General features: G+C 67.4%; 22 protein-coding genes. 11 read left to right on the top strand and 11 right to left on the bottom strand.

Going from position 1 to position 22,200, the window contains the following annotated elements:
• Positions 1–7: 7 nt before the first annotated feature.
• The gene (locus HU825_RS10825) at positions 8–1,129 is read left to right on the top strand and encodes a beta-ketoacyl-ACP synthase III (RefSeq protein ID WP_043296044.1); all 1,122 of its coding nucleotides are present in this window, start codon (positions 8–10) and stop codon (positions 1,127–1,129) included.
• Between the two features lie 18 nt (positions 1,130–1,147).
• Here the strand turns inward: HU825_RS10825 and HU825_RS10830 are convergent, their stop codons facing one another.
• From HU825_RS10830 to HU825_RS10850, 5 genes are all read right to left on the bottom strand, one after another.
• Positions 1,148–1,558, bottom strand: coding sequence for a SufE family protein (locus HU825_RS10830; protein ID WP_156716413.1), 411 nt, complete (start codon positions 1,556–1,558; stop codon positions 1,148–1,150).
• On the bottom strand, positions 1,555–2,760 hold the full coding sequence (locus HU825_RS10835) for an aminotransferase class V-fold PLP-dependent enzyme (RefSeq protein ID WP_234302014.1): 1,206 nt from the start codon (positions 2,758–2,760) through the stop codon (positions 1,555–1,557). Before HU825_RS10835 ends, HU825_RS10830 begins: the two co-directional genes overlap by 4 nt.
• Before the next feature lie 64 nt (positions 2,761–2,824).
• Positions 2,825–3,859, bottom strand: coding sequence for a 2,3,4,5-tetrahydropyridine-2,6-dicarboxylate N-succinyltransferase (dapD, locus tag HU825_RS10840; RefSeq protein WP_043296049.1), 1,035 nt, complete (start codon positions 3,857–3,859; stop codon positions 2,825–2,827).
• A 44-nt stretch (positions 3,860–3,903) separates the two neighbouring features.
• Positions 3,904–4,275 (bottom strand): ArsC family reductase, encoded by a 372-nt coding sequence (locus HU825_RS10845; RefSeq protein WP_043296051.1) that lies wholly within the window; start codon positions 4,273–4,275, stop codon positions 3,904–3,906.
• 119 nt (positions 4,276–4,394) lie between these two features.
• The gene (locus tag HU825_RS10850) at positions 4,395–4,724 is read right to left on the bottom strand and encodes a thioredoxin family protein (protein ID WP_043296053.1); all 330 of its coding nucleotides are present in this window, start codon (positions 4,722–4,724) and stop codon (positions 4,395–4,397) included.
• A 127-nt stretch (positions 4,725–4,851) separates the two neighbouring features.
• Here HU825_RS10850 and HU825_RS10855 point away from each other — a divergent pair, with 127 nt between their 5' ends.
• The gene (locus HU825_RS10855; protein ID WP_077683542.1) at positions 4,852–5,088 is read left to right on the top strand and encodes a hypothetical protein; all 237 of its coding nucleotides are present in this window, start codon (positions 4,852–4,854) and stop codon (positions 5,086–5,088) included.
• Positions 5,089–5,112: 24 nt separating this feature from the next.
• Positions 5,113–5,271 (top strand): hypothetical protein, encoded by a 159-nt coding sequence (locus HU825_RS10860; protein WP_167136399.1) that lies wholly within the window; start codon positions 5,113–5,115, stop codon positions 5,269–5,271.
• Between the two features lie 34 nt (positions 5,272–5,305).
• On the opposite strand, the gene dapC is transcribed toward HU825_RS10860, so the two are convergent.
• The 5 genes from dapC to purM are packed head-to-tail and all read right to left on the bottom strand — an operon-like array spanning position 5,306 to position 9,674.
• On the bottom strand, positions 5,306–6,502 hold the full coding sequence (gene dapC / locus HU825_RS10865; protein ID WP_234302015.1) for a succinyldiaminopimelate transaminase: 1,197 nt from the start codon (positions 6,500–6,502) through the stop codon (positions 5,306–5,308).
• A 46-nt stretch (positions 6,503–6,548) separates the two neighbouring features.
• Positions 6,549–7,205: a COG3650 family protein gene (locus HU825_RS10870; protein WP_234302016.1), complete on the bottom strand. Its 657-nt coding sequence runs from the start codon at positions 7,203–7,205 to the stop codon at positions 6,549–6,551.
• Positions 7,206–7,255: 50 nt separating this feature from the next.
• Positions 7,256–7,966, bottom strand: a complete 711-nt coding sequence (locus HU825_RS10875) for a DUF3108 domain-containing protein (protein WP_043296060.1) — start codon at positions 7,964–7,966, stop codon at positions 7,256–7,258.
• Positions 7,967–7,974: 8 nt separating this feature from the next.
• Positions 7,975–8,616, bottom strand: a complete 642-nt coding sequence (purN, locus tag HU825_RS10880; RefSeq protein WP_054093781.1) for a phosphoribosylglycinamide formyltransferase — start codon at positions 8,614–8,616, stop codon at positions 7,975–7,977.
• Complete coding sequence (purM, locus tag HU825_RS10885; protein ID WP_054093782.1) at positions 8,616–9,674, bottom strand: phosphoribosylformylglycinamidine cyclo-ligase; 1,059 nt, start codon at positions 9,672–9,674, stop codon at positions 8,616–8,618. Before purM ends, purN begins: the two co-directional genes overlap by 1 nt.
• 311 nt (positions 9,675–9,985) lie before the next feature.
• On the opposite strand from purM, the gene HU825_RS10890 reads away from it, so the two are divergent.
• Genes HU825_RS10890 through hda form a run of 3 tightly spaced genes read left to right on the top strand, consistent with a single transcriptional unit; the run spans position 9,986 to position 12,875 of the window.
• Positions 9,986–11,026 (top strand): DUF2066 domain-containing protein, encoded by a 1,041-nt coding sequence (locus HU825_RS10890; RefSeq protein ID WP_234302017.1) that lies wholly within the window; start codon positions 9,986–9,988, stop codon positions 11,024–11,026.
• A 50-nt stretch (positions 11,027–11,076) separates the two neighbouring features.
• The gene (locus tag HU825_RS10895; RefSeq protein ID WP_189328023.1) at positions 11,077–12,174 is read left to right on the top strand and encodes an AI-2E family transporter; all 1,098 of its coding nucleotides are present in this window, start codon (positions 11,077–11,079) and stop codon (positions 12,172–12,174) included.
• On the top strand, positions 12,171–12,875 hold the full coding sequence (gene hda / locus HU825_RS10900; RefSeq protein WP_077683537.1) for a DnaA regulatory inactivator Hda: 705 nt from the start codon (positions 12,171–12,173) through the stop codon (positions 12,873–12,875). Before HU825_RS10895 ends, hda begins: the two co-directional genes overlap by 4 nt.
• Here hda and HU825_RS10905 read toward each other — a convergent pair whose 3' ends face one another.
• Positions 12,876–14,432 (bottom strand): sialate O-acetylesterase, encoded by a 1,557-nt coding sequence (locus HU825_RS10905; RefSeq protein ID WP_234302018.1) that lies wholly within the window; start codon positions 14,430–14,432, stop codon positions 12,876–12,878.
• A gap of 214 nt (positions 14,433–14,646) precedes the next feature.
• Between HU825_RS10905 and HU825_RS10910 the strand changes: the two genes are divergently transcribed.
• The 5 genes from HU825_RS10910 to dhbA are packed head-to-tail and all read left to right on the top strand — an operon-like array spanning position 14,647 to position 22,192.
• Complete coding sequence (locus tag HU825_RS10910; RefSeq protein WP_431978432.1) at positions 14,647–15,819, top strand: isochorismate synthase; 1,173 nt, start codon at positions 14,647–14,649, stop codon at positions 15,817–15,819.
• Entirely contained in the window at positions 15,816–17,441 is a 1,626-nt protein-coding gene (locus HU825_RS10915; RefSeq protein ID WP_234302020.1) for a (2,3-dihydroxybenzoyl)adenylate synthase, read from the top strand. The genes HU825_RS10910 and HU825_RS10915 overlap by 4 nt, the downstream gene beginning before the upstream one ends.
• 11 nt (positions 17,442–17,452) lie before the next feature.
• Entirely contained in the window at positions 17,453–18,325 is an 873-nt protein-coding gene (locus HU825_RS10920; RefSeq protein WP_234302021.1) for an isochorismatase family protein, read from the top strand.
• Positions 18,322–21,423: a non-ribosomal peptide synthetase gene (locus HU825_RS10925; protein WP_234302022.1), complete on the top strand. Its 3,102-nt coding sequence runs from the start codon at positions 18,322–18,324 to the stop codon at positions 21,421–21,423. The genes HU825_RS10920 and HU825_RS10925 overlap by 4 nt, the downstream gene beginning before the upstream one ends.
• A 4-nt stretch (positions 21,424–21,427) precedes the next feature.
• Positions 21,428–22,192, top strand: a complete 765-nt coding sequence (dhbA, locus tag HU825_RS10930) for a 2,3-dihydro-2,3-dihydroxybenzoate dehydrogenase (RefSeq protein WP_348983328.1) — start codon at positions 21,428–21,430, stop codon at positions 22,190–22,192.
• The last annotated feature ends 8 nt before the right edge of the window (positions 22,193–22,200 follow it).

Here is a 22,200-nt window from a genome sequence, read left to right on the forward strand (position 1 = left end):
AACGACTGTGTACGACGTCGTCATCAGCGGTACCGGCCTTTACACCCCTGCCAGCAGCATTTCCAACGAAGAACTGGTGGCGTCGTTCAACGCCTACGTGCAGCGCTTCAACAGCGACCACGCGGCTGCCATCGCCGCCGGTGAGGTCGAAGCGCTGGCCGAGTCGAGCGTAGCCTTCATCGAAAAGGCCTCGGGCATCAAGAGCCGTTACGTCACCGACAAGACCGGCATTCTCGATCCCGAGCGCATGGTTCCGCGCATTCCCGAGCGTAGCAACGAGGAATGGTCGATCCTCTGCGAAATGTCGGTCAAGGCGGCGGAAGAGGCGTTGGCGCGGGCCGGCAAGACGGCCGCCGATATCGATGGCGTGATCGTTGCCTGTTCCAACCTGCAGCGGCCGTATCCGGCCATCGCCATCGAAGTGCAGGCCGCGCTGGGTATCAAGGGCTTCGGCTTCGACATGAACGTGGCCTGTTCCTCGGCGACCTTCGGCATCCAGAACGCGGTGAACAGCGTCAAGCTAGGCCAGGCGCGGGCGATTCTGATGGTCAACCCGGAAATCTGCACTGGCCACATGAACTTCCGCGACCGCGACAGCCATTTCATCTTCGGCGACGCCTGCACTGCGGTGATCATCGAGCGTGCCGATCTGGCGACCTCCGAACACCAGTGGGATGTGGTCAGCACCAAGCTGGTGACCGAGTTCTCCAACAACATCCGCAACAACTTCGGCTTCCTCAACCGCGCCGCCGAAGAGCACAAGGACGATCCGGACAAGCTGTTCATCCAGGAAGGCCGTAAGGTGTTCAAGGAAGTCTGCCCGATGGTCGCCGAACTGATCGGTGCGCACCTGCAGGAAAGCGGTATCGCGGTGGAGTCGGTCAAGCGCTTCTGGCTGCACCAGGCCAACCTCAACATGAACCACCTGATCGTGCGCCGGCTGCTGGGCCGAGACGCTACCGAGCAGGAAGCGCCGGTGATTCTCGACACTTACGCCAACACCAGCTCGGCCGGTTCGGTGATCGCCTTCCACAAGCACCAGGATGACCTGCCCAGCGGCAGCCTAGGGGTGCTCAGCTCGTTCGGCGCCGGCTACTCGATCGGCAGCGTGATCCTGCGCAAGCGTTGAGTTATCCCGACGGCGGCTTCAGCCCGCCGTCAGCTCGCGCACCCGCTGCAGCACGGCATGCATGCCGTTGCTGCGCGACGGTGACAGCTGGCGCGCCAGCCCGAGTTCGCTGAACCACGCGTTCGGATCCACGCGCGCCAGTTCGCTGTCCTCCAGTCCATCGATACGGGCCAGCAGCACCGCCAGCAGGCCGCGCAACAGGCGTGCATCGCTGCTGGCGCGCAAATGCCAGCGGCCGTCGCGCCGCTCGCCGACCAGCCAGACCTGACTTTCGCAGCCACGGACCCGATTCGCCTCGCAGCGCTCGCTGTCGGCGAGTGGTTCCAGCTGTTCGCCCCACTGCATCAGCAGGCGTGCGCGCTGCTCCCAGCCTGGCGCGGCGCCGAAGGCGGCGAGCGCCTGTTCGGCGCGCGAGGGCAGGGCGCTCATCGCAACAGCTCCAGGCTGCGATCCAGCGCCTCGAAGAAGCGCCGCAGGTCGCCGCCGTCGTTGTACAGACCGAGCGATACACGGATCGCGCCGCTCAGGCCCAGTTCCTTCATCAGCGGCATCGCGCAGTGGTTGCCGCTGCGCACGGCGATGCCCTGCTCGGTGAGCAGGTGCGCCAGATCGGCATGGTGTACGCCGTCGACGACGAAGCTGGCGAGCGCGACGCTGGGCGCGCCGAGCAGGCGCACGCCTTCGCGCTGGCGCAGGCCGTCGAGCAGGGCGCGATGCAGCGTCTGTTCGTGCGCCTCGACCGCTGCCGCGTCCAGCCCGGCGAGGTAATCCAGACTGGCGCCCAGGCCGATCACTCCAGCGATCGGCGGCGTGCCCGCTTCGAAGCCGAGCGGCGCCGCGTGGAATTCGGCGCTGTGGTATTCGGCGACGCGCACCATCTCGCCGCCGAACTGCCAGTGCCTGAGCTGCAGTAACGACTCGCCACGGCCATAGAGCACGCCGACGCCGTCCGGCCCGTAGAGCTTGTGGCTGGACATCACGTAGAAATCGCAGGCGAGCGCCTGCAGGTCGTGGCGACCGTGCACCACGCCCTGCGCACCGTCGACGATGGTCAGCGCGCCCTGCGCCCTGGCCAGCGACAGCAGCGCCTGCAGCGGTTGCCAGCTGCCCAGTACGTTGGATAGCTGGCTTACCGCGAGCAGGCGGGTGCGCGGGCCGATCAGTGCCGCAGCGGCCGGCAGGTCGATAAGGCCTTGCGCATCCAGCGGCAGCACCACCAGGCGGGCACCCCGGCGCAGGGCGAGCTGCTGCCAGGGCAGCAGATTGGCATGGTGCTCCAGTGCACTGATGACGATCTCGTCGCCGGCCTGCAGCAGATGCTCCAGCCCGTAGGCCAGCAGGTTCAGCGCCTCGGTGGCGCCACGGGTAAAGACGATCTCGGTCGGGCCGGCGGCGTTTAACCACCGCGCGACCTTGATCCGCGCGTCCTCGAAGGCGCGCGTGGCGCGTTCGGCCGGCTGGTGCTGGGCGCGGTGCACGTTGGCGGCGCCGCAGGTGTAGTAACCGGTCAGCGCGTCGATCAGCGCCTGCGGCTTCTGCGCGGTGGCGGCGCTGTCGAGATAGGTCTGACCCTGGGCTTCGAGCACGGCCAGGGCCGGGAAGTCGGCACGCCAGGGGGAATGCAAAATCATGTCTGGCCTCGGCGTGTTGCGCGGATTACCGGGCGACGAGCGCGCCGGTAATCCTGGTCGGCGCTCAGTTGTGCGCGTGCAGTGCTTCGTTCAGCTCGATCGCCGACTTGTGGGTCTTGCACTCCACCGCGCCGGTCTGCGAGTTGCGGCGGAACAGCAGGTCCGGCTGACCGGCCAGATCGCGTGCCTTGACCACCTGCACCAACTGGCTGTTCTCGTCGAGCAGGCTGACCTTGGTCCCGGCGGTGATGTACAGACCGGATTCGACGGTGTTGCGGTCGCCCAGCGGGATACCGATGCCGGCGTTGGCGCCAATCAGGCAGCCTTCGCCCACGGAGATCACGATGTTGCCGCCGCCGGACAGGGTGCCCATCGTCGAGCAGCCACCGCCGAGGTCCGAACCCTTGCCGACGAACACACCGGCCGACACACGCCCTTCGATCATCCCCGGGCCGGCGGTGCCGGCGTTGAAGTTGATGAAGCCTTCGTGCATCACCGTGGTGCCTTCGCCGACATAGGCACCCAGGCGCACGCGGGCGCTGTCGGCGATGCGCACGCCGGTCGGGACCACGTAGTCGGTCATCTTCGGGAACTTGTCCACCGAGAAGACTTCCAGCAGCTCGCCCTTCAGGCGGGCTTCCAGCTGGCGCTCGCCCAGTTCGGCCAGATCGACGGCGCCCTGGCTGGTCCAGGCAACATTGGGCAGCAGCGCGAAAATGCCGGAGAGGTTCAGGCCGTGCGGCTTGACCAGGCGATGCGAGAGCAGGTGCAGCTTGAGGTAGGCCTCGGGCGTCGAGGTCGGCGCGGCATCCTCGGCCAGCAGGGTCACCACCAGCGGCCTCTGGCTCTCGGCCAGACGCGTGAGCAGGGCGTGCTGCTTGGCATCGAGCGCCTTGACCGCATCGGCCAGCTCGGCGGCCTGGTTGATGGTGATGGCGATGGCCTGGTTGCCGCCGGTGTAGCCGAGAATCGGGCTGATCGCCGCGATCAGCTCGCCGGCCGGCTGCAGCAGCGGCAGCGAGTAGAAGACTTCCAGCCAGTCGCCCTGGCGATTCTGGGTGCCGACACCGAAGGCCAGGCTGAAGAGAGTGGTAGACATAAGAGAATCCTTTTCGTGTGGCGGTCCGTGCCGACGGGCCGCTGTCAGTTCGTGTTCGCCAATGCGGCGGCATAGAGATCGGGCTTGAAGCCGATCAGGGTCCGGCTGCCCAGATCGAGCACCGGGCGTTTGATCATCGACGGCTGGGCCAGCATCAGTTCGATGGCCTTGTCCTGGTCGAGATCGGTTTTCTGCGCGTCATCCAGCTTGCGGAAGGTCGTGCCGGCGCGGTTCAGCACCGTCTGCCAGCCATGTTCGTCGCACCAGGCCTGCAAGTGAGCGCGGTCGATGCCGGCACTCTTGTAGTCATGGAAGGCATAGTCCACTTGCTGCTCGTCGAGCCAGCTGCGGGCCTTCTTCATCGTGTCGCAGGCCTTGATGCCATACAGGCAAATTCCCTGGTTATCGTTGGGCATGGATGCCTCTCCAAACTCCTGCAAAACCGGTGGCGGATTATGCCATGCCCGGCTGTTGTATGTCGGTGCGCGCCGGTCTCGGAGCGCCGCCGCGGGTGTGACCGGAAATGTCGCGCGGCTCAGGCCTGGCCGGCATCGCCGAGGATCTGCTCGATGGCATCGGTGGTGGTTGGGCGAACCGCGCGTGCTATCTCGACGCCCTGGCGCAGCAGGATCAGTGTGGGCCACAGCTTGACGCGGAACGAGCGTCCGAGCGGACGGCCGGGGCCGTCCTCGATCTTCAGGTGACGCAGCGCCGGACGCTCGGCCAGAACCTGTGCCAGCGGTTGCTGGGCAGCACGGCAATGACCGCACCAGGGTGCGCCGAACTCCAGCAGTGTCAGCCCGTCGAGGGCATCGACCGCCGCGCGGCTGGGTTCGCTCGCGGCATATTCTTCGGTCATGGTCATCGGTCTTCTCCGGCAGGGCTATGGTTGTATTCAGAGCGTGGCACGGCGGGCGCGTTCGAGCCGGGTCGGCGATCTTTTACCAGCGTCTTGTTGTCCATTGGTGACAATCGCAACGACGGGGCACTTCATGGCACGCAGACATTTCGAACATTTCGAGGCGCTGTCATCGGCCATCCCGCTGGAGGATGGCTATCAGGCGATCATCGCCGTACAGCGGCGGGACAGCGACGAGCACGTGCATATAGTCAAAGTAGCGGACGGGCGCCGGTTCGATCTGCAATCCGAGGCGCAGAGTGTCGCCGAGGCCGCGCTGAACAGGCTGCGCGAGATCGATGCCGACGGCGAACCGATCTGGGAAGGGTAGGCCCACTGAGGCGAGGAGTCTGACATGAGCGAACAGAACAGGCAGCACCAACCAGAACGGTCCGAGCGTACTGAGCCGGACGAGGAGCGGCGCGAGGCCGATCTGCCGGAACACATGAAGCCGGAGAATCTGAAGAAGCTGCGTAACTACGGCAAGGACGCCATACCGCCCGGCGTCTACTGAACGCAGCGGGCGGTTGCAGCGGGCCTGCGGCCGTTCAGCGGCGTTCGAGGAAGTTGCGGATGCGCTGTGCGGCCTCGCTGCATTCGGCCAGCGGGGCCACCAGCGCCATGCGCACCCGACCGGCGCCGGGGTTAAGACCGTCGATCTCCCGCGACAGGTAGGAACCCGGCACCACGGTGACGTGCTCTTCGGCGAACAGCTCGCGGGTGAAGGCCTGATCGTCGCCCGGCGTCTTCGCCCACAGGTAGAAGCCGCCATCGGGACGCTGCACGTCGAGCACCGGCGCGAGAATCTGCAGCGCGGCGTCGTACTTCGCCCGGTACAGCTCGCGGTTGGCGCGCACGTGAATCTCGTCGTTCCACGCCGCCACGCTGGCCAACTGGGTCTGCACCGGCATGGCGCAGCCGTGGTAGGTGCGGTAGAGCAGGAAGGCCTTGAGGATGTCGGCATCGCCGGCGACAAAACCCGAGCGCAGGCCCGGCAAGTTGGAGCGCTTGGACAGGCTGTGGAACACCACGCAGCGCTTGTAGTCGTGGCGACCGAGCGCGGCGCAAGCGCTCAGCAGGCCGGCCGGCGGGTTGGCCTCGTCGAAGTAGAGTTCGCTGTAGCACTCGTCGGCGGCGATCACGAAGTCGTGCTCGTCGGCCAGGGCGATAAGTTTCTGCAGCGTCTGCAGCGGTACCAGTGCCCCGGTAGGGTTGCCCGGCGAGCAGAGGAACAGGATCTGGCAGCGCTGCCAGACGTCGCTCGGCACCGCATCGAAATCCGGATTGAAGCCGTTCTCGGCCAGGCACGGCAGATAGTGCGGCGTGGCGCCGGCCAACAGCGCCGCGCCCTCGTAGATCTGATAGAACGGGTTGGGACTGATCACCAGGCCGTCGGCGGCGCGGCTGACCACGGCCTGGGTGAAGGCGAACAGCGCCTCGCGCGTGCCGTTGACCGGCAGCACCTGCCGGGCCGGATCGACCGCGCCCGCGGCCAGGCCGAAGCGCCGCTCGCACCAGCCGGCAATCGCTTCGCGCAGCGCCGGGATGCCCAGCGTGGTCGGGTAGACCGCCAACTGATCGAGGTTGTCCCTCAGCGCCTGGGCGACGAAGTCCGGCGAGCGATGCTTGGGTTCCCCGATCGACAGTGCGATCGGTCGCTTGTCTGCTGGCGGCACTACGCCGGTGAGCAGGGCACGCAGTTTCTCGAAGGGGTAGGGCTGCAGCAGGGACAGTGCGTCGTTCATGGTTCTGGTTCTTGTCAGTCGCGGGGCGCGCTGCGCCTCGGTGGGTTCAATCGTTGCGGGCGCCGCCGTAGTAGGCGCACCCGCGCAGGACCTTGCCGTCATCCAGGCGCAGCTGCGCGCTCAGGTGCGTGACGGCGCCGCTGGCGCTGTCCTGGCAGCGCTGTGGCGTGACCCAGAGCTGCAGCCTTTGCCGGTTGGCCTCGCTGGTGAAGGCCAGCTGGCCCTCGGGCAGCTGTTCTTCCAGATAGGGTAGGGCAAGCGCGGGTTCGCCCGGGCGTTCGAGCAGCAAACCGTCGCTGGTGACCAGCAGGCTCCAGTCGGGCTCGTTGCCGCTGGCGCGCAGGATCAGGCGTGAGAAATTCTTATCGTTGCAACCGGGACCTTCGCCCTGTAGGCGGTAGAGGCGATGCACCGCCAGCGTGGCGTGCTGCAGATCGAGCGCTCCGCGTACATCGGCGAACAGCTGCGCCTGTCCGTCCGCCATCAGCTCGCTGGCCGGCTGGAGCAGGCCGCCGTCCTTGATGTCACGTAACCGCAGCGCCGGCAACTGACCGCACGGTTGCAGCTGCCAGGCATCGCCCTGGCGCGTCAGCATGCCCTGCAGACGATCACCGGCCGGCGCAGGTGCCTCGGTGCGAAATAGCGACTGGCAACCAGCGAACAGTGGCAGCAGGACGAGCAACAGGGCGCGAGCGGCGGTCATGGGGTACTCGACAGGGAGAGGGCGGCAGCGCAGGGCGGTGCCGCGGGTGATCAGTTGCCTTTGACGGCGCGGCCGTCGACGCTGCCTTCCTGCAGCATGATCTGGTACTGCTTGCCATCCTTTTCCACCTGATGCAGGCGCACCAGCAGGTAGTTCCAGTCCTTGGCGAACCAGAGGATGGTCTCGCGCTTGCTCTGCGTCGGATCGCGCACGCGCTCGACCTTGATCGCGTCGACCTGGCCGGCCTGGGTGTCGACCTTTTCCTCACCGAGCACGCGGAAGTCGTAGGTTTCGATCTCGTCGCCGTCGACCACCTGGTAACTCATGCTCTGCTTGCCTGCCGCCACTTCCTGCTGCAGAGCGACCTGATAGGTCGATTTGTCCAGCAGGCCGCGATGCAGCGTCAGCTTGACCGGATCGCCGCGGTCGCTGCCGACCACCTGCTTGGCCTGCCAGTCGAAGTCGTGCTTGATCTTCTTACCCTTGCCCAGGCCGCCGCGTTCGAGGCGATAGCTATCTGGCAGGAAGGTGTCGCCCTCGATGCGAAACGTGCTGCGCTCGCTGAAGCTGGCAACCAGCATCGAAGCCTCGAAATCGAGCTGCCAGCGGCCGTCCTGCAGTTTCGCCAGGCTGCGTTCGGCGGTGCCGCTGACCGGTACCTGCGTCCAGTCGGCGGTGTAGCTGGCGGAGAAGGGCTTGAGCTCCAGCGCGTGGGCCGGCAGGGCCAGCACGGCGAGAGCGAGCAGCAAGGCGCGACGCATAATCTCTCCTAGGTTCGTATCAGATGGCCGGAGGCCGGCAGTTTTTCGCCGTCCAGCATCGCGCCCTGCTCGCCGAGGCGCAAGCGCCCTTCGGCGAACCAGCGAACGGCGAGCGGGTAGATGCGATGTTCTTCGACATGTACGCGGTCGGTCAGTTGCGCGACGCTTTCATCCGCGCGAATCGGGATCGCCGCCTGGATCGCCACCGGTCCGCCGTCCAGCTCTTCGGTGACGAAGTGCACGCTGCAGCCGTGTTCGGTATCACCGGCAGCCACGGCGCGGTTGTGCGTATCCAGCCCCTTGTGCCGGGGCAGCAGCGACGGATGGATGTTCAGCAGGCGCCCCTGATAATGGCGGACGAAGCCGGGCGTGAGGATGCGCATGAAGCCGGCGAGCACGACCAGATCCGGCTGGAAGGCGTCGATGGCCGCCATCAGTGCTGTATCGAAAGCCTCGCGGTCGGCGAACTCACGGTGCGACAGCACCTGAGTGGGTATGCCGGCGGCCTGGGCGCGCTGCAGTCCGTAGGCATCGGCGCGGTTGGAGATCACCGCGCCAATGCGTGCCGGGTTGCTGTCGCTCTGGCTGTCGATCAGCGCCTGCAGATTGCTGCCGGACCCGGAGATCAGGACGACGACGTTGCAGGGCATCAGTGGGCTTTCAGGTTGTTCAGCTGGACCTGCGCCGCGCCTTCGGCGGCTTCGGCGATTCGGCCGATCACCCACGGCTGCTCACCGCTGGCGCGCAGGTTGGTCAGTGCGGCGTCGACCTGGTCCTGGGCGACGCAGATGACCATGCCGACGCCGCAGTTGAGCACACGGTGCATCTCGTGCTCGTCGACGTTGCCTTTGTCCTGCAGCCAGTCGAACACCGCCGGGCGGGTCCAGCTGGCCACGTCGATCACCGCCTGGGCGCCTTCGGGCAGCACGCGCGGGATGTTGTCGAGCAGACCGCCGCCGGTGATGTGGGCCATGGCCTTGACCGCGCCGGTGTCCTTGATGAGTTTCAGCAGCGGCTTGACGTAGATGCGCGTCGGCGCCATCAGCAGATCGGCCAGCGGCTTGCCGTCGAGCTGCACGCTCTCGATATCGGCGCCGGCGACTTCGATGATCTTGCGGATCAGCGAGTAACCGTTGGAATGCGGGCCGGAGGAGGGCAGGGCGATCAGCGCGTCGCCAGTGGCCACCTTCGAGCCATCAATGATCTCGGCCTTCTCCACCACGCCGACGCAGAAGCCGGCCAGGTCGTAATCCTCGCCCTCGTACATGCCGGGCATTTCGGCGGTTTCGCCGCCGACCAGCGAGCAGCCGGCCAGTTCGCAACCGGCGCCGATGCCGGTGACCACCGTGGCGGCCACGTCGACGTTGAGCTTGCCGGTGGCGTAGTAGTCGAGGAAGAACAGCGGTTCGGCGCCACAGACGACGAGGTCATTGACGCACATGGCAACCAGATCCTGGCCGATGCTGTCGTGTTTGTTCAGGTTCAGCGCCAGGCGCAGCTTGGTGCCGACGCCATCGGTGCCGGACACCAGCACTGGCTGCTTGTAACCGGCCGGAATCTCGCACAGCGCGCCGAAGCCACCCAGGCCGCCCATCACTTCAGGGCGCGCGGTACGCTTGGCCACGCCCTTGATGCGCTCGACCAGCGCTTCGCCTGCATCGATGTCGACGCCAGCGTCCTTGTAGCTAATGGAGGGTTGCTTGCTCATAGAGTCCGGGCCTGTGCGAGGAGTGCGGGTTTCGACCGTGCGATGGCCAGCGGAAGCATGTCTTCGGCTGGCGCAGGATTTCCGGCCCGCGGTGGGGCGTCGGAGTCGGTCTGCGGAAAGCGCGCGATTTTATCAGGCTTGCCACGCAGCGACCATCCCGCCCGGGCGCGCCGCGCGGGCGGCTCCGACCGGACACGGCGGTGACGCAGCCGACAGGCCGGGCGTGTGTCGGTTGCCGGGTATCCGGCGGCTGTTTAAGGTATGCGCTCCCGTTCCCCGCCGGCGATCAGCCGCTCTCGCGAGAACCCTCCATGCGCCTAGTTTCCCGTTTCCTCGTCGTCTGCCTCGCGCTCGCGGCGTCGCCGCTGTTCGCCGAACCGCTGCGCACGCTCTATCAGGTGCGCGAGCCGGTGCCCAGCCAGCAGGCCGACGCGCGCGGCGAAGCGCTGCAGCGCGCCTTCGATACGCTGCTGCTGCGCCTGACCGGCGATGCCGCCAGTGCCGGCAAACCGGCGCTGGCGGAACTGCGCAAGGACCCGCAAAAGCTGATCAGCCGTTACGGCTACGAGGGCGACAGCTTGGTGGTCGATTTCGACCCGGCCACCACCGAACGCACCCTGCGCCAGGCTGGCCTGGCTTTGTGGGGTGCCAATCGGCCGGTGGTGCTGGCGTGGTGGTTGAGCGAGACGGCCAATGGCACCCAGCTGCTGGGCGACGCGCAGGACGGCGCGACCGCGCTGCAAGCTGCGGCGCGTCATCGCGGCCTGCCGTTGCGTCTGCCGCTGGCCGACTTGCAGGAACAGCTTGCCGCAACGCCCGAAACGCTCGGCGCCGCGGACGCACAGGCGCTGCGCGAGCCGTCCGAACGCTACGCCGCCGACGCGTTGCTGACGGTGCATGCGCGTGAGGGCGAGGAAGGCTGGCAGGCGCGCTGGAACCTCTGGCTGAATGATGCCCACGGCAGCGGCCAGGCCAAGGGCGATAGCCAGGCGGCTGTCGCCGACGCCGTGATGTTGGCAGTGAGCCAGTACCTGGCGCCGCGCTACGTCGTTGCGCCGGGCGCAGCCAAGGAGCTGACGCTGGAAGTGCTCGGCGCGGACATTACCCGCTTCGCCGAGCTGGACAAGCTGCTGCAGCCGCTTGGCGGCAAGCTGCTGAGTGTCGAGCGCGACCGTCTGGTCTATCGCGTGACTGCCAGCCCCGAGCAGTTGCGCGCCCAGCTGGAATTGGCGCGCCTGCAGGAGGTTCCGGCCGAGCCAGCCCCGCTCGATGGCAATGCGGCGCCGGTAGCACCCGACCAGCCGCAGGCGGCGCAGCCTGAGCCCGACACGGTGCTGCGCTACCGCTGGTAGGTGCTACTCCAACCTTTTCTTCGAGCCTCCTGACTGCAAGGCGTCGCGCAATGAACATGACCGATTCCAACCGCTGGCTGTGGCTGGCCGGCCTGCTGCTGTGCGGCTGGCTGGTCTACCTGTTGACGCCGATTCTCTCGCCGTTCCTGGTGGGTATCCTGCTGGCCTATCTCGGCGATCCGCTGGTCGATCGGCTGGAGCGCTGGAGATGCTCGCGCACCTGGGCAGTGATCGCTACGTTCGGCCTGTTCAGTCTGCTGCTGTTGCTGCTCCTGCTGGTGCTGCTGCCGATGCTTGGCAAGCAGCTGATGCATCTTTACCAGCTTGCGCCGCTGGCGCTCGACTGGTTGCAGCAACAGGCGCTGCCGTGGGTGCAGGAGCAGCTGGGGCTGGAGCAGGACTTCTGGCGCTTCGATCAGCTAAAAGCGGCGCTGTCCGGGCATCTGGGCAGCACCACCGACATCGTCGGGGTGATTCTCAGCCAGGCGACGGCGTCGAGCCTGGCGTTGCTGGCCTGGGTCGGCAATCTGCTGCTGGTGCCGGTGGTAAGCTTCTATCTGCTGCGTGACTGGGACCTGATCATGGCCAAGCTGCGCAGCTTGCTGCCGCGTCGGCGCGAGGGCGTGGTGGTCGCGCTGATCGGTGAATGCCACGACGTGATCGGCGCCTTCCTGCGCGGCCAGCTGCTGGTGATGCTGGCACTGGCGGTGATTTATGCCGCCGGCCTGATGCTGGTTGGCGTGGAGCTGGGCCTGCTGATTGGCGTGCTCGCGGGGCTCGCCAGCATCGTGCCGTACATGGGCTTCGTCGTCGGCTTCGCCGCAGCGGTGATCGCCGTGCTATTCCAGTTCGGCCTGGAGCCTTATCCGCTGCTGGGCGTTGCCGCGGTCTTCACGGTCGGGCAGCTGCTCGAGGGCATGTTGCTGACGCCACTGCTGGTGGGCGATCGCATCGGCCTGCATCCGGTGGCGGTGATCTTCGCAGTGCTTGCCGGCGGCCAGCTGTTCGGCTTCACCGGCGTGCTGCTGGCGCTGCCGGTAGCGGCGGTGATCATGGTTCTGCTGCGCCATGTGCATGATCTCTATAAACTCTCGGACCTTTACGCAAAGCCTGCCGCCGTCGCGGCCGAACCACCATCCGAGCCATGAAACCCATCCAGCTGCCCCTCGGCGTGCGTCTGCGCGACGATGCCACCTTCGCCAACTTCTATCCGGGCGCCAACGCCGCGGCGCTCGGCTATGTCGAGCGGCTCTGCTCGCCGGCAGCGGGCTGGTCGGACGAACTGATCTATCTGTGGGGTAGTACTGGCGTCGGTCGCAGCCATCTGCTGCAGGCGGCCTGCCTGCGTGTCGAGGAGCGTGGCGAGCAGGCGGTCTACCTGCCGCTGGCCGAGGTCGCCGAATATGGCCCGGCCTTGCTCGACAACCTCGAGCAGTGCGAACTGGTCTGCCTCGACGATCTCGACGCGGTGGCCGGCGATGCGGTGTGGGAGGAGGCGCTGTTCCACCTGTTCAATCGCTTGCGCGACAGCGGTCGACGACTGCTGCTGGCCGCCGATGCCTCGCCGCGCGAGCTGGCAGTGCAGTTGCCTGACCTCAAATCGCGGCTGAGTCTGGCGCTGGTGTTCCAGCTGCAGCAGCTATCCGACGAAGACAAGCTGCGTGCGTTGCAGTTGCGTGCCTCGCGCCGCGGGTTGAATCTGCCGGACGACGTCGGCCGCTTCATCCTCACCCGTGGCGCGCGCAGCATGAGCGCGCTGTTCGAGCTGCTCGACCGCCTCGATCAGGCCTCGCTGCAGGCGCAGCGCAAGCTGACCATTCCTTTCCTCAAAGAAACCCTCGGCTGGTAGCTAGGGCAACGCCTGTCCAGGTTTTGCCACCAGCTCGAAGGCGATGCTCCAGTTCTGCAACGGGTAGGGCTTACCGACCAGCGCGGGGATATTCGCCTCCTCGGGCATGCCCTGTTCCGGCAGGTATTCGTAGCTGGCGTCGGCCTGCGTGGCATCGCTGTCGCGCAGCTGGCCGGCGCCACCGACCTGGAAACTCGCGTAGGTAATGCGCGGTTGTCCGGCCAGATCGCGCCCGGCGCGCAGGCGGACGATGGTGTCGGCGGCGATGTCCACCGCTTCCAGCGGCACCTCGCCCTGATCGTCATAGACCATGAAGCCCTTGTTCTTCACCGGTCGCGCGACGTGGCCGATGTAGGGTTCGGCGAACTGCAGCGGCGGCGCGGGCACGTGGAAATCCAGCAATATCTCGCGTCCCGCGACCGTGGCCCGACGCGGCGCCAGCGGCTGCCATTTGCGGCCCTCGACGGCGACCCGATGGTAGACCTTGCCGAGCATCTGGCCGAACCAGCGATAGCCGTTGGCCGACAGGTGCACGCCCTTGTCGACGTACGGATACACCGGGCCGGCGAGAAACCAGTTGGGCTCCTCCTGTGCCAGTTCCCATTGCGCCATGCCGACCGCCAGCGAGCCGTCCTTCATCGACGATTTGGCGTCGGTCTGATAGCTGATGAAGGCGGGCATTCGCGTTTGCCCGGTAATGGCGCGGGTGTCGTCATAGAGGTCGTCGCGCAGCTGGCGTGCCAGCTGCTTGTAGCGCGCCTTGTCGTTCACCCCGCCGTTGGTGTGGGAATAGTCGAACTCGCCCTGCATCCAGAAGAACGCGCTGACGGCATAGCTGGCGTTCTCCGCGTCGGCGAGCGCCTTCGCCTGGTCCATGGCTTGCGGCACGCGGCGGTATTCGTGGGTGCCGCCGGTCTTCGACAGCTGCGCGATGGAGCGTCCGGAGGTTGCCGCGTTGCTGGCGAGGAACAGGTGCTGCGGATCGGCGTCGCTGCCGCGCTTTTGCAGATACAGGCGTCGCGCCATGTTCAGCGCGCCGATATCCACCGATTCGCCTTCCTCCTGGGCGTGCTCTTCGAGCTGAGCGACCTGCGCCGGCTCGAGAATGATCCGCGCATCGCTCTTGCGCTGCACCACCGCGCGCAGCGGGCTGAAGGCTGCCTGGCCGACGGGTTCGAAAGATGCGCCGCTGAAGGTCGCCGAGCGCACCGCCTGGCCGAGCATCAGGTTGTCGTAGCGCGCCTCGGTCGACAGCGCCGGCCAGCCTTCGGCTGCCGAGGCGAGCGACTGGCCAAAGGTGATGATGTGGTTGTAGCGCGCGGTCGGCGCGGCCGATTGCCCGTTCGGTGCCAGCTGCAACTGTTCGCTCAGGCGTTTGTTGTGCGCGTCGCGCTCGGCCAGCGAGGTGCCGTTCGTCGCCCAGGCGGGCAGCGCGGCGACCGTGGCGAGCAGTGCGAACGCGCCGGCGCGCAGGTGCCACGGCCGGCCGGAGGGGCGCACGCCGGTCCTTGGCAGGGCATTGCACGGGATAGCGTTGGGGCTCCATCTGACGCGCATTTCGACTCCTTTGGCGATCGAATGTCGTCGTTTCGATGCCGGTTGATTGCCGAAGTTCGCGCCCGATCGCGCGCTTTGTACTGGCATTTTGGCATGCATATCGATTCAAAAAATTCACTCGAAATAATTTGACGCACCTGATCGGCGTGGCTAGATTCGTCGCCTTCTATGCAAATGATAATAATTCTGATTAAGAATGGCTAAGGAGGTCGCGGTGAACGCATGGGCTCAGGCAGTACTCTCTGGCGCCCGCCAGAGCCGTATCTTTGACCCTGGTTTCCGGTTTTATTCGCCGACTGGCGGAGTCGAGGCGAGCGGCTGTTTCGCTTCGCTGACCCTGCCCTGCGGCGACGATGGACAGGCGCTCGAGCGCAGCATGCAGCAGGCATTCGACGATGCGCGTCGGGCCGGGCTGAGCAATCCCGCGGTAGTCGGGGTGATTCCCTTCGACAAGGCGCAGCCATCGCGACTCTTCGTGCCGCTGCATCTGGCGTTCCTGCCGCCCAGCGCGCCGCCCACCGCGATCTGCGGATTGCCCTGCGGCGCGGCGCGCAGCTGCATCGAGCAGCCGGGGCGCGCTGGCTTCTGCGATGCGGTCAATCAGGCACTGGATCTGCTGCGTGAAGGCCGCATCGACAAGGCCGTGCTGTCGCGTCTGCTGCAACTCGAATTCGACGAACCGCCCTGCGCGCAGACGATCTTCCAGGGCCTGCGCCAGCAGAACCCCGAGGCCTACCACTTCGCGGTCGATCTGCCCGGCGAGGGCGTGCTGATCGGCGCCAGTCCGGAGTTGCTGCTGCGCAAGCACGGGCGTGCGTTCAGCACCAATCCGCTGGCGGGCTCGGCGAAGCGTTCGCCCGACCCGCTGACCGATGCGGAGGCCGCGCGTGCACTGCTCGATTCGGCCAAGGACCAGCACGAGCACCGGCTGGTCATCAACGATCTCGAACGCCAGCTGCGCCCGCTGTGCTGCACGTTGAACGTCCCGCCGGCGCCGACGCTGCTCAAGACCGCCAGGCTCTGGCACCTGTCGACCCGGATCGACGGCGAGCTGAACGAGGAGTTATCGGCTTTGCAACTGGCCTGCCGGCTGCACCCGACGCCCGCGCTGTGCGGTTTTCCCACCGCTGCCGCCAAGCAGGTGATCGCCGAGCTGGAGCCATTCGACCGTGGCGTGTTCGGCGGCATCGTCGGTTGGTGCGATGCCGCCGGCAACGGCGAATGGGCGGTGGTGATCCGTTGCGGGATCATCCAGCAGACCCGCGTACGTCTGTTCGCCGGCGCCGGTCTGGTCAGCGCGTCCTGCCCGGACGCGGAGTGGCGCGAAACCGGCACCAAGCTCGGCACCATGCTCGCCGCCTTCGGCCTCGACAAGGAGGCCGTGTGAGCCTGATTCCGTTCACCCGCTGGCCGGACGCATTCGCCGAGCGCTACCGCCAGGCCGGCTACTGGCTGGGCAAGCCGCTCAGCCACATGCTCGCGGTTCAGGCTGAAACGCAGCCCGAGGCCATCGCGGTGGTCTGCGGCGAGCGCGAGCTGAGCTACGCCGAGCTGGATGCATTGTCCACCAACCTGGCCCAGCGGCTGGCCAATCACGGCCTCGGGCCGGGCGACCGGGCGCTGGTGCAGCTGGGCAACCAGGCCGAGCTGTACATCGTGTTCTTCGCGCTGCTCAAGGCCGGGATTGCGCCAGTCAACGCACTGTTCAGCCACAGCCGGCTGGAACTGCGCGCCTATGCCGAGCAGATCCGTCCGCGCCTGCTGATCGCCAGCCGTTTGCATCCACTGTTCCACAACGACGACCTGTTTCTCGCCGAGCTGCAGCAGCTGGCCGGCATCGACACCGCCTTGCTGCATGCCGACGGTCTGGCGCAGCGCAGCCTGGCGGCCTGGCTGCAACCGGTGGCCGCCGCGTGCGACTTTGCGCCGACGCCCGCCGACGAGGTGGCGTTCTTCCAGCTATCCGGCGGCAGCACCGGCACGCCGAAGCTGATCCCCCGAACCCACGACGACTACTACTACAGCGTGCGGCGCAGCGTCGAACTGTGCGGTTTCGACCGCGATACCCGTTACCTCTGCGCACTGCCGGCCGCGCACAACTTCCCGCTCAGCTCGCCCGGCGCGCTGGGCGTCTTCGTCGCCGGTGGCCGCGTGGTGCTCGCGGCCGATCCCGGACCGGCGAGCTGTTTTGCGCTGATCGCCGCGCAGCAGGTCAATGTCGCCGCGCTGGTGCCGCCGGCGCTGTCGCTGTGGCTGCAGGCGGCGCCCGGGCACGAGGCGGAGCTGGCCTCGCTGCGGTTGCTGCAGGTCGGCGGCGCGCGACTGCCGGAAGCGCAGGCGCGGCGCATCCCGGCGGTGCTCGGCTGTCGTCTGCAGCAGGTCTTCGGCATGGCCGAGGGACTGGTCAACTACACGCGTCTGGACGATGACGACGAGCACGTCTACCTGACCCAAGGCCGGCCGATGAGCCCGGACGACGAGGTCAGGGTGGTCGACCGCGACGGGCGTCCGGTCGCGCCGGGGCAGGTCGGCGCGCTGCTGACTCGCGGGCCTTACACCATCCGCGGCTATTTCCAGAGCCCGGAACACAACGCCCAGGCCTTCGATGCCGAGGGTTTCTACCGCTCCGGCGATCTCGTGCAGCTGCGCGCGGACGGCTACCTGGTGGTGGTCGGACGCATCAAGGACCAGATCAACCGCGGCGGCGAAAAGATCGCCGCCGAGGAAGTGGAAAACCTGCTGATGGCGCATCCGGCCGTCACCCACGCCGCGCTGGTTTCCATGCCGGACCCGAGCATGGGTGAGAAGAGCTGCGCGTTCATCGTCAGCCGCGACCCGACGCTCAAGGGCGTCGCCCTGCGCAAGTACCTGCGTGGCCTCGGGCTCGCCGACTACAAGCTGCCGGACCGCATCGAGCAGGTCGCGGCGCTGCCCATGACGGCGGTGGGCAAGGTCGACAAGACCCGCCTGCGCCGCCGTCTCGCCGAACAACTGACCGTTACTGAATAAGGACTTCGCTCATGACGATCCCCACGCTCACGCCCTACAACCTGCCCAGCGAATGGGCGGTGAACAAGGTCCAGTGGCCGGTCGACCCCGCGCGCGCGGTGCTGCTGATCCATGACATGCAGGACTATTTCTGCGATTTCTGGGGCGAGGGCAGCGCCTTCGTCGCCGCGCTGGTCGAGCGTCTGGCCGCCGTGCGCGCGCACTGCAAGGCGCTCGGCATCCCGGTGGTCTACACCGCGCAACCGGGGCAGCAGGCCAACGCCGAGCGGGCGCTGCTCAACGATATGTGGGGCCCCGGCATCACCCAGTATCCGGCGCGTCAGGGCATCGTCGCCGGCCTGGCGCCGGCGGCGGACGACACCGTGCTGGTCAAATGGCGTTACAGCGCCTTCCAGCGTTCGCCGCTGGAACACATGCTGCGCGAGCTGGGCCGTGATCAGCTGATCATCGGGGGCATCTACGGCCACATCGGCTGCCTGATGACCGCCTGCGACGCCTTCATGCGCGACATCCAGCCGTTCCTGCTGGCCGATGGCATTGCCGACTTCACTCAGGCCGACCACCAGATGGCGCTGAACTACGTCGCCACGCGCTGCGGGCGGGTGATCGAATGCCGCGAGGTGCTCGGGCTGGGGCATGCAGCAGGTCTGAGGCTGACCCGCGAGGCGCTGCAGGCACGCCTGCTGGCGATGCTCGATGAGATCGACGAGCCGTTCGACCCGGACGAGAACCTGCTCGACTACGGCCTGGATTCGATCCAGGTGATGTCGCTGCTCAGCGAGTGGCGCGAGCAGGGGCTGGAACTGAGCTTCACCGATCTGGCGAAGACGCCGACGCTCAACGGCTGGTGGGCGCAGATCCAGCAGCACGGAGGTGCCGCATGAGGCCGCTGGGCAATGCGCAGCAGGGCCTGTGGTACGGCTACCTGCTCAACGAAGACCGCGCCATGTTCAACACCGCCGAGTGCATCGCCTTCGCCGGCAAGGTGCAGGCGCCGCTGCTGATCGCTGCCGTGCAGCAGGCGGTAGGCGAGTGCGAGGCGCTCAGCGGGCTATATGTGATCGACGGCGAGACGGTGCTCTTCGAGCCCGGTGAACTGCCGCTGACGGTGACGCAATTGGAGGTGCCGGCGTTTGCCGACGCCGAAAGCTGGGTACGCGATTGGGCGCAGGCCGACATCCGCCAGCCGTTCGACCTGGAGCGCGAACTGGCCTGCCGCTTCGTCCTGCTGCGGGCGGCGGGGCAGGATTTTCTCTACAGCTGCGTGCACCACATCGCCCTCGACGGCTACGGCACCAACCTGTTGTACCAGCGCATCGCCGAGCTCTACGGCGCCGCTGTGCGCGGCGAACCGGCTCCGGCCTGCGGCTTCGGCCGTTATGCCGATGTACTCGCCGAGGACGCCGAGCGCGATGCACAAAACAAGACCGCCGCCGCGCGCGGCTACTGGCTGGAGACCTTCTCGCGGCTGCCGGCGCCGGTCAGCTTCAGCGAGCGCAGCGCGCCGATCTCGGCGAACTTCGTGCGGCACGGCGCGCGCTTTCCGGCACCGCTGTGGCAGCTGCTGAGCGCCACCGCCGAGGCCCACGGCATCGGCTGGGCCGATCTGCTGCTGGCCGCGCTCAGCGCGCAGCTGCGCCAGGTCAGCGGCAGCGATGCCCAGGTGTTCGGCCTGATGGTGATGAATCGCATCGGCTCGGCTTCGTTCAACGTGCCGTGCATGCAGATGAACATCGCGCCGCTGTGCCTGCAGGCCGATGGCGAGGCCAGTCTGATCGCCACTGCGAAGGCCATCGGCAAGCTGCGCCGCGCCAGCCGCAAGCACCAGCATTACCGCTATGAAGCGCTGCGCCGCGACCTCGGCCGCGTCGGCGGCGAGCAGCGGCTGTTCGGCCCGCTGATCAACATCATGCCGTTCGACCGCCCGCTGGCCTACGGCGAGCTGGCGGCGCGCACGCTCAACCTCAGCGCCGGGCCGGTGGAGGACCTGACCCTGGAGGTACAGGTCGGCGCCGATGGCATCCCGCAACTGGACTACGACGCCAACCCGGCGTGCTACAGCGCCGAGCATCTGCGGGCATTGCAGGAGGAGCTATTCGAGCTGCTGCGCCGTTGGCTGGCGGCACCGCAGATGCCGCGCGACCTGATCCTCGAGGCCTGGATGGCCGACTACCGATTTCACCAGCGCCTCAGCGCGCCGGCCGCGGAACAGGCTCAGCTGGGCGAGGTGACCAGCGTGCTGGCGGCGATCCGCGCGCACGCCGAGCGCCAGCCGGAGCGCATCGCCCTGTGTCAGGGCGAGCGCCGGCTGAACTACGCCGCGTTGCTGGCACGCGCCGAGGAGATCGCCGCGGCGCTGGCGGAGCAGGGCGTGCAGCCCGGGGAGCGGATCGGCGTGATGCTCGCCCGCTCGCCCGAGGCGATCCTTGCGCAGCTCGGCGTGCTGTTGGCAGGCGCCGTCTACGTGCCGCTGGATGCCGAGCAGCCGGCCGAACGGCAGACACTGATCTGCGCCAGCGCAGAACTGGCGCTGGTGATCACCGAAGCGGCCTACCGCCATCGCCTGGCCGACAGCTACGCCGGACCGATCCAGCTGCTCGGCCAGCTCGCCACCTGTGAACGCCGGCATGCGCCGCGCAGCGGCGAGGCGGCGGCCTATCTGATGTTCACCTCCGGCTCCACCGGCACGCCGAAGGGCGTGGAGATCAGCCATCGCGCGCTGGATCATTTCAGCGCGGCGGCGCGGCTGCGCTACGGCGTGACGGCGGACGACCGCATGCTGCAGTTCGCGCCGTTCAACTTCGATGCGAGCATCGAGGAAGTCTTCGTCAGCCTCAGTGCCGGCGCGACCCTGGTGCTGCGCACCGATGCGCTGCTGCAGTCGATCGACACCTTCGTCGATGGAATCGAGGCGCAGGCGATCAGCATCGTCGACCTGCCGACCGCGTTCTGGAACGAGTGGGTGGTGGCGCTGCGCAGCGGCCAGACGCGGATTCCAGCCGGGTTGAAGACAGTGATCATCGGCGGCGAGGCGGTATTTCCCGAACAGCTCGCCGCCTGGCAGCGGGTGGCCGGACCGCAGCTGCGGCTGATCAACACCTACGGGCCGACCGAGGCCACGGTGGTCGCCAGCAGCTGCGACCTGCAGACGGTCGATGCCAGCGCCGAACGCCTGCCCATCGGGCTGCCGCTGGCGACCGTGCAGGCGCTGGTGCTCGAACGCGGCGAGCGCCCGGCCGCCGAGGGCGAGCTGGTGCTGTGCGGCGCGCAGCTGGCCAACGGCTATCTCAACAGCGCGTCCGCGGCCTTCGCCCGCCTGCGCATCGGTGCGCACGAGGAGACCGTCTACCGCACCGGCGACCGCGTGCGTCGCGTCGATGGCCAGCTGGTCTACCTCGGCCGGCTGGACAACGAATTCAAGATCAGCGGCTACCGCATCCAGCCCGGCGAGGTGGAGGCGCGCCTGCTGGCGCTGAACGGCGTCGACGAGGCCTGCGTGCTCGGCCTGGAGCTGGGCGGCGGACTGCGCCGGCTGGTGGCCTTCGTCGCTGGCCCCTGTGACGACCTGCGGGCGATTCGCCGCGCGCTGGGTCAGGTATTGCCCGCAGCGATGGTGCCCACCGATTACCGCCACTATCGCGCGCTGCCGCGCACCGGCAGCAACAAGCTCGACCGCAAGCGCCTGCAGGCCGAGTACCTACAGGACGCGACCATCCAGGCACTGGACGATGCCACCCAGCAGCGGGTCAGCGCCATCTGGCAGCAGATCCTCGGCGTCGGCGGCATCCAGGCGCAGGACAACTTCTTCGAACTTGGTGGCCAGTCGTTGCAGACCATCCAGATCGTCAACCGCCTGGCCGCCGAGTTCGGCACCGCGGTGAAGGTCTCGGATGTGTTCGACAACCCCTGTCTGGCGGATTTCTGCCGCTTCCTCGACAGCCGTCTGCGGCAGGGGCAAGCGCAGGTGGAACGGGTCTGGTGAGGACATGCAGATGACACAACAGATGGATTTTCACGGGCGGCGCATCTGGGTCACCGGCGCCGGCCAGGGCATCGGCCGCGCGGTGGCCGAGGGCTTTGCCCGGCTCGGCGGTGAAGTGGTGGGGCTGGATCGGGCGTTCCCGGAATGCGACTACGGCTATCGCACCCATGTGCTCGATGTGGGTGATGCCGCCGCGGTGCGTCAGGCCTGCGCCGAGTTGCTGGCGCCGGGGCAGGGCATCGACGTGCTCGCCAGCGTCGCCGGCATCCTGCGCCTGGGTGCGATCGAGGCGCTGAGCCTGGCCGACTGGGACGATTCGCTGCGGGTCAATGTTTCCGGCGCTTTCTACCTGCTGCGCGAGCTGTTGCCGCGTTTCCGCGCGCAAGGCCGTGGCGCGGTGGTGGCGGTGAGCAGCAACGCGACCCGGGTGCCGCGCATGCAGATGGCCGCCTATGCGGCGTCCAAGGCGGCGCTGACCAGCCTGATCCGCACCGCCGGGCTGGAGCTGGCGACCTGCGGCGTGCGCTGCAACCTGGTGTCGCCGGGCTCCACCGACACCGCCATGCAGCGCGGCATGTGGGCCGACGACAACGGCCGCGCGCGGACCATCGCCGGCCTGCCCGAGCAGTTCAAGCTCGGCATCCCGCTGCAGAAGATCGCCACACCCGAGGAGGTGGCCAACACCGTGCTGTTCCTCGCCTCGGACCTGGCCAGCCATATCACCCTGCAGGACATCGTCGTCGACGGCGGTGCCACCCTGGCAGCCTGAGAGGTAGC

Origin of the sequence: Pseudomonas phenolilytica (assembly GCF_021432765.1) — a bacterium.
GTDB classification, from domain to species: domain Bacteria; phylum Pseudomonadota; class Gammaproteobacteria; order Pseudomonadales; family Pseudomonadaceae; genus Stutzerimonas; species Stutzerimonas phenolilytica.

Excerpts from the sequence above, each read along its gene's own strand:
- HU825_RS10830 (WP_156716413.1), bottom strand. The coding sequence starts at position 1,558 with ATGAGCGCCCTGCCCTCGCGCGCCGAACAGGCGCTCGCCGCCTTCGGC.
- HU825_RS10835 (WP_234302014.1), bottom strand. The coding sequence starts at position 2,760 with ATGATTTTGCATTCCCCCTGGCGTGCCGACTTCCCGGCCCTGGCCGTG.
- dapD (WP_043296049.1), bottom strand. The coding sequence starts at position 3,859 with ATGTCTACCACTCTCTTCAGCCTGGCCTTCGGTGTCGGCACCCAGAAT.
- HU825_RS10845 (WP_043296051.1), bottom strand. The coding sequence starts at position 4,275 with ATGCCCAACGATAACCAGGGAATTTGCCTGTATGGCATCAAGGCCTGC.
- HU825_RS10850 (WP_043296053.1), bottom strand. The coding sequence starts at position 4,724 with ATGACCATGACCGAAGAATATGCCGCGAGCGAACCCAGCCGCGCGGCG.
- HU825_RS10855 (WP_077683542.1), top strand. The coding sequence starts at position 4,852 with ATGGCACGCAGACATTTCGAACATTTCGAGGCGCTGTCATCGGCCATC.
- HU825_RS10860 (WP_167136399.1), top strand. The coding sequence starts at position 5,113 with ATGAGCGAACAGAACAGGCAGCACCAACCAGAACGGTCCGAGCGTACT.
- dapC (WP_234302015.1), bottom strand. The coding sequence starts at position 6,502 with ATGAACGACGCACTGTCCCTGCTGCAGCCCTACCCCTTCGAGAAACTG.
- HU825_RS10870 (WP_234302016.1), bottom strand. The coding sequence starts at position 7,205 with ATGACCGCCGCTCGCGCCCTGTTGCTCGTCCTGCTGCCACTGTTCGCT.
- HU825_RS10875 (WP_043296060.1), bottom strand. The coding sequence starts at position 7,966 with ATGCGTCGCGCCTTGCTGCTCGCTCTCGCCGTGCTGGCCCTGCCGGCC.
- purN (WP_054093781.1), bottom strand. The coding sequence starts at position 8,616 with ATGCCCTGCAACGTCGTCGTCCTGATCTCCGGGTCCGGCAGCAATCTG.
- purM (WP_054093782.1), bottom strand. The coding sequence starts at position 9,674 with ATGAGCAAGCAACCCTCCATTAGCTACAAGGACGCTGGCGTCGACATC.
- HU825_RS10890 (WP_234302017.1), top strand. The coding sequence starts at position 9,986 with ATGCGCCTAGTTTCCCGTTTCCTCGTCGTCTGCCTCGCGCTCGCGGCG.
- HU825_RS10895 (WP_189328023.1), top strand. The coding sequence starts at position 11,077 with ATGAACATGACCGATTCCAACCGCTGGCTGTGGCTGGCCGGCCTGCTG.
- hda (WP_077683537.1), top strand. The coding sequence starts at position 12,171 with ATGAAACCCATCCAGCTGCCCCTCGGCGTGCGTCTGCGCGACGATGCC.
- HU825_RS10905 (WP_234302018.1), bottom strand. The coding sequence starts at position 14,432 with ATGCGCGTCAGATGGAGCCCCAACGCTATCCCGTGCAATGCCCTGCCA.
- HU825_RS10920 (WP_234302021.1), top strand. The coding sequence starts at position 17,453 with ATGACGATCCCCACGCTCACGCCCTACAACCTGCCCAGCGAATGGGCG.
- HU825_RS10925 (WP_234302022.1), top strand. The coding sequence starts at position 18,322 with ATGAGGCCGCTGGGCAATGCGCAGCAGGGCCTGTGGTACGGCTACCTG.
- dhbA (WP_348983328.1), top strand. The coding sequence starts at position 21,428 with ATGCAGATGACACAACAGATGGATTTTCACGGGCGGCGCATCTGGGTC.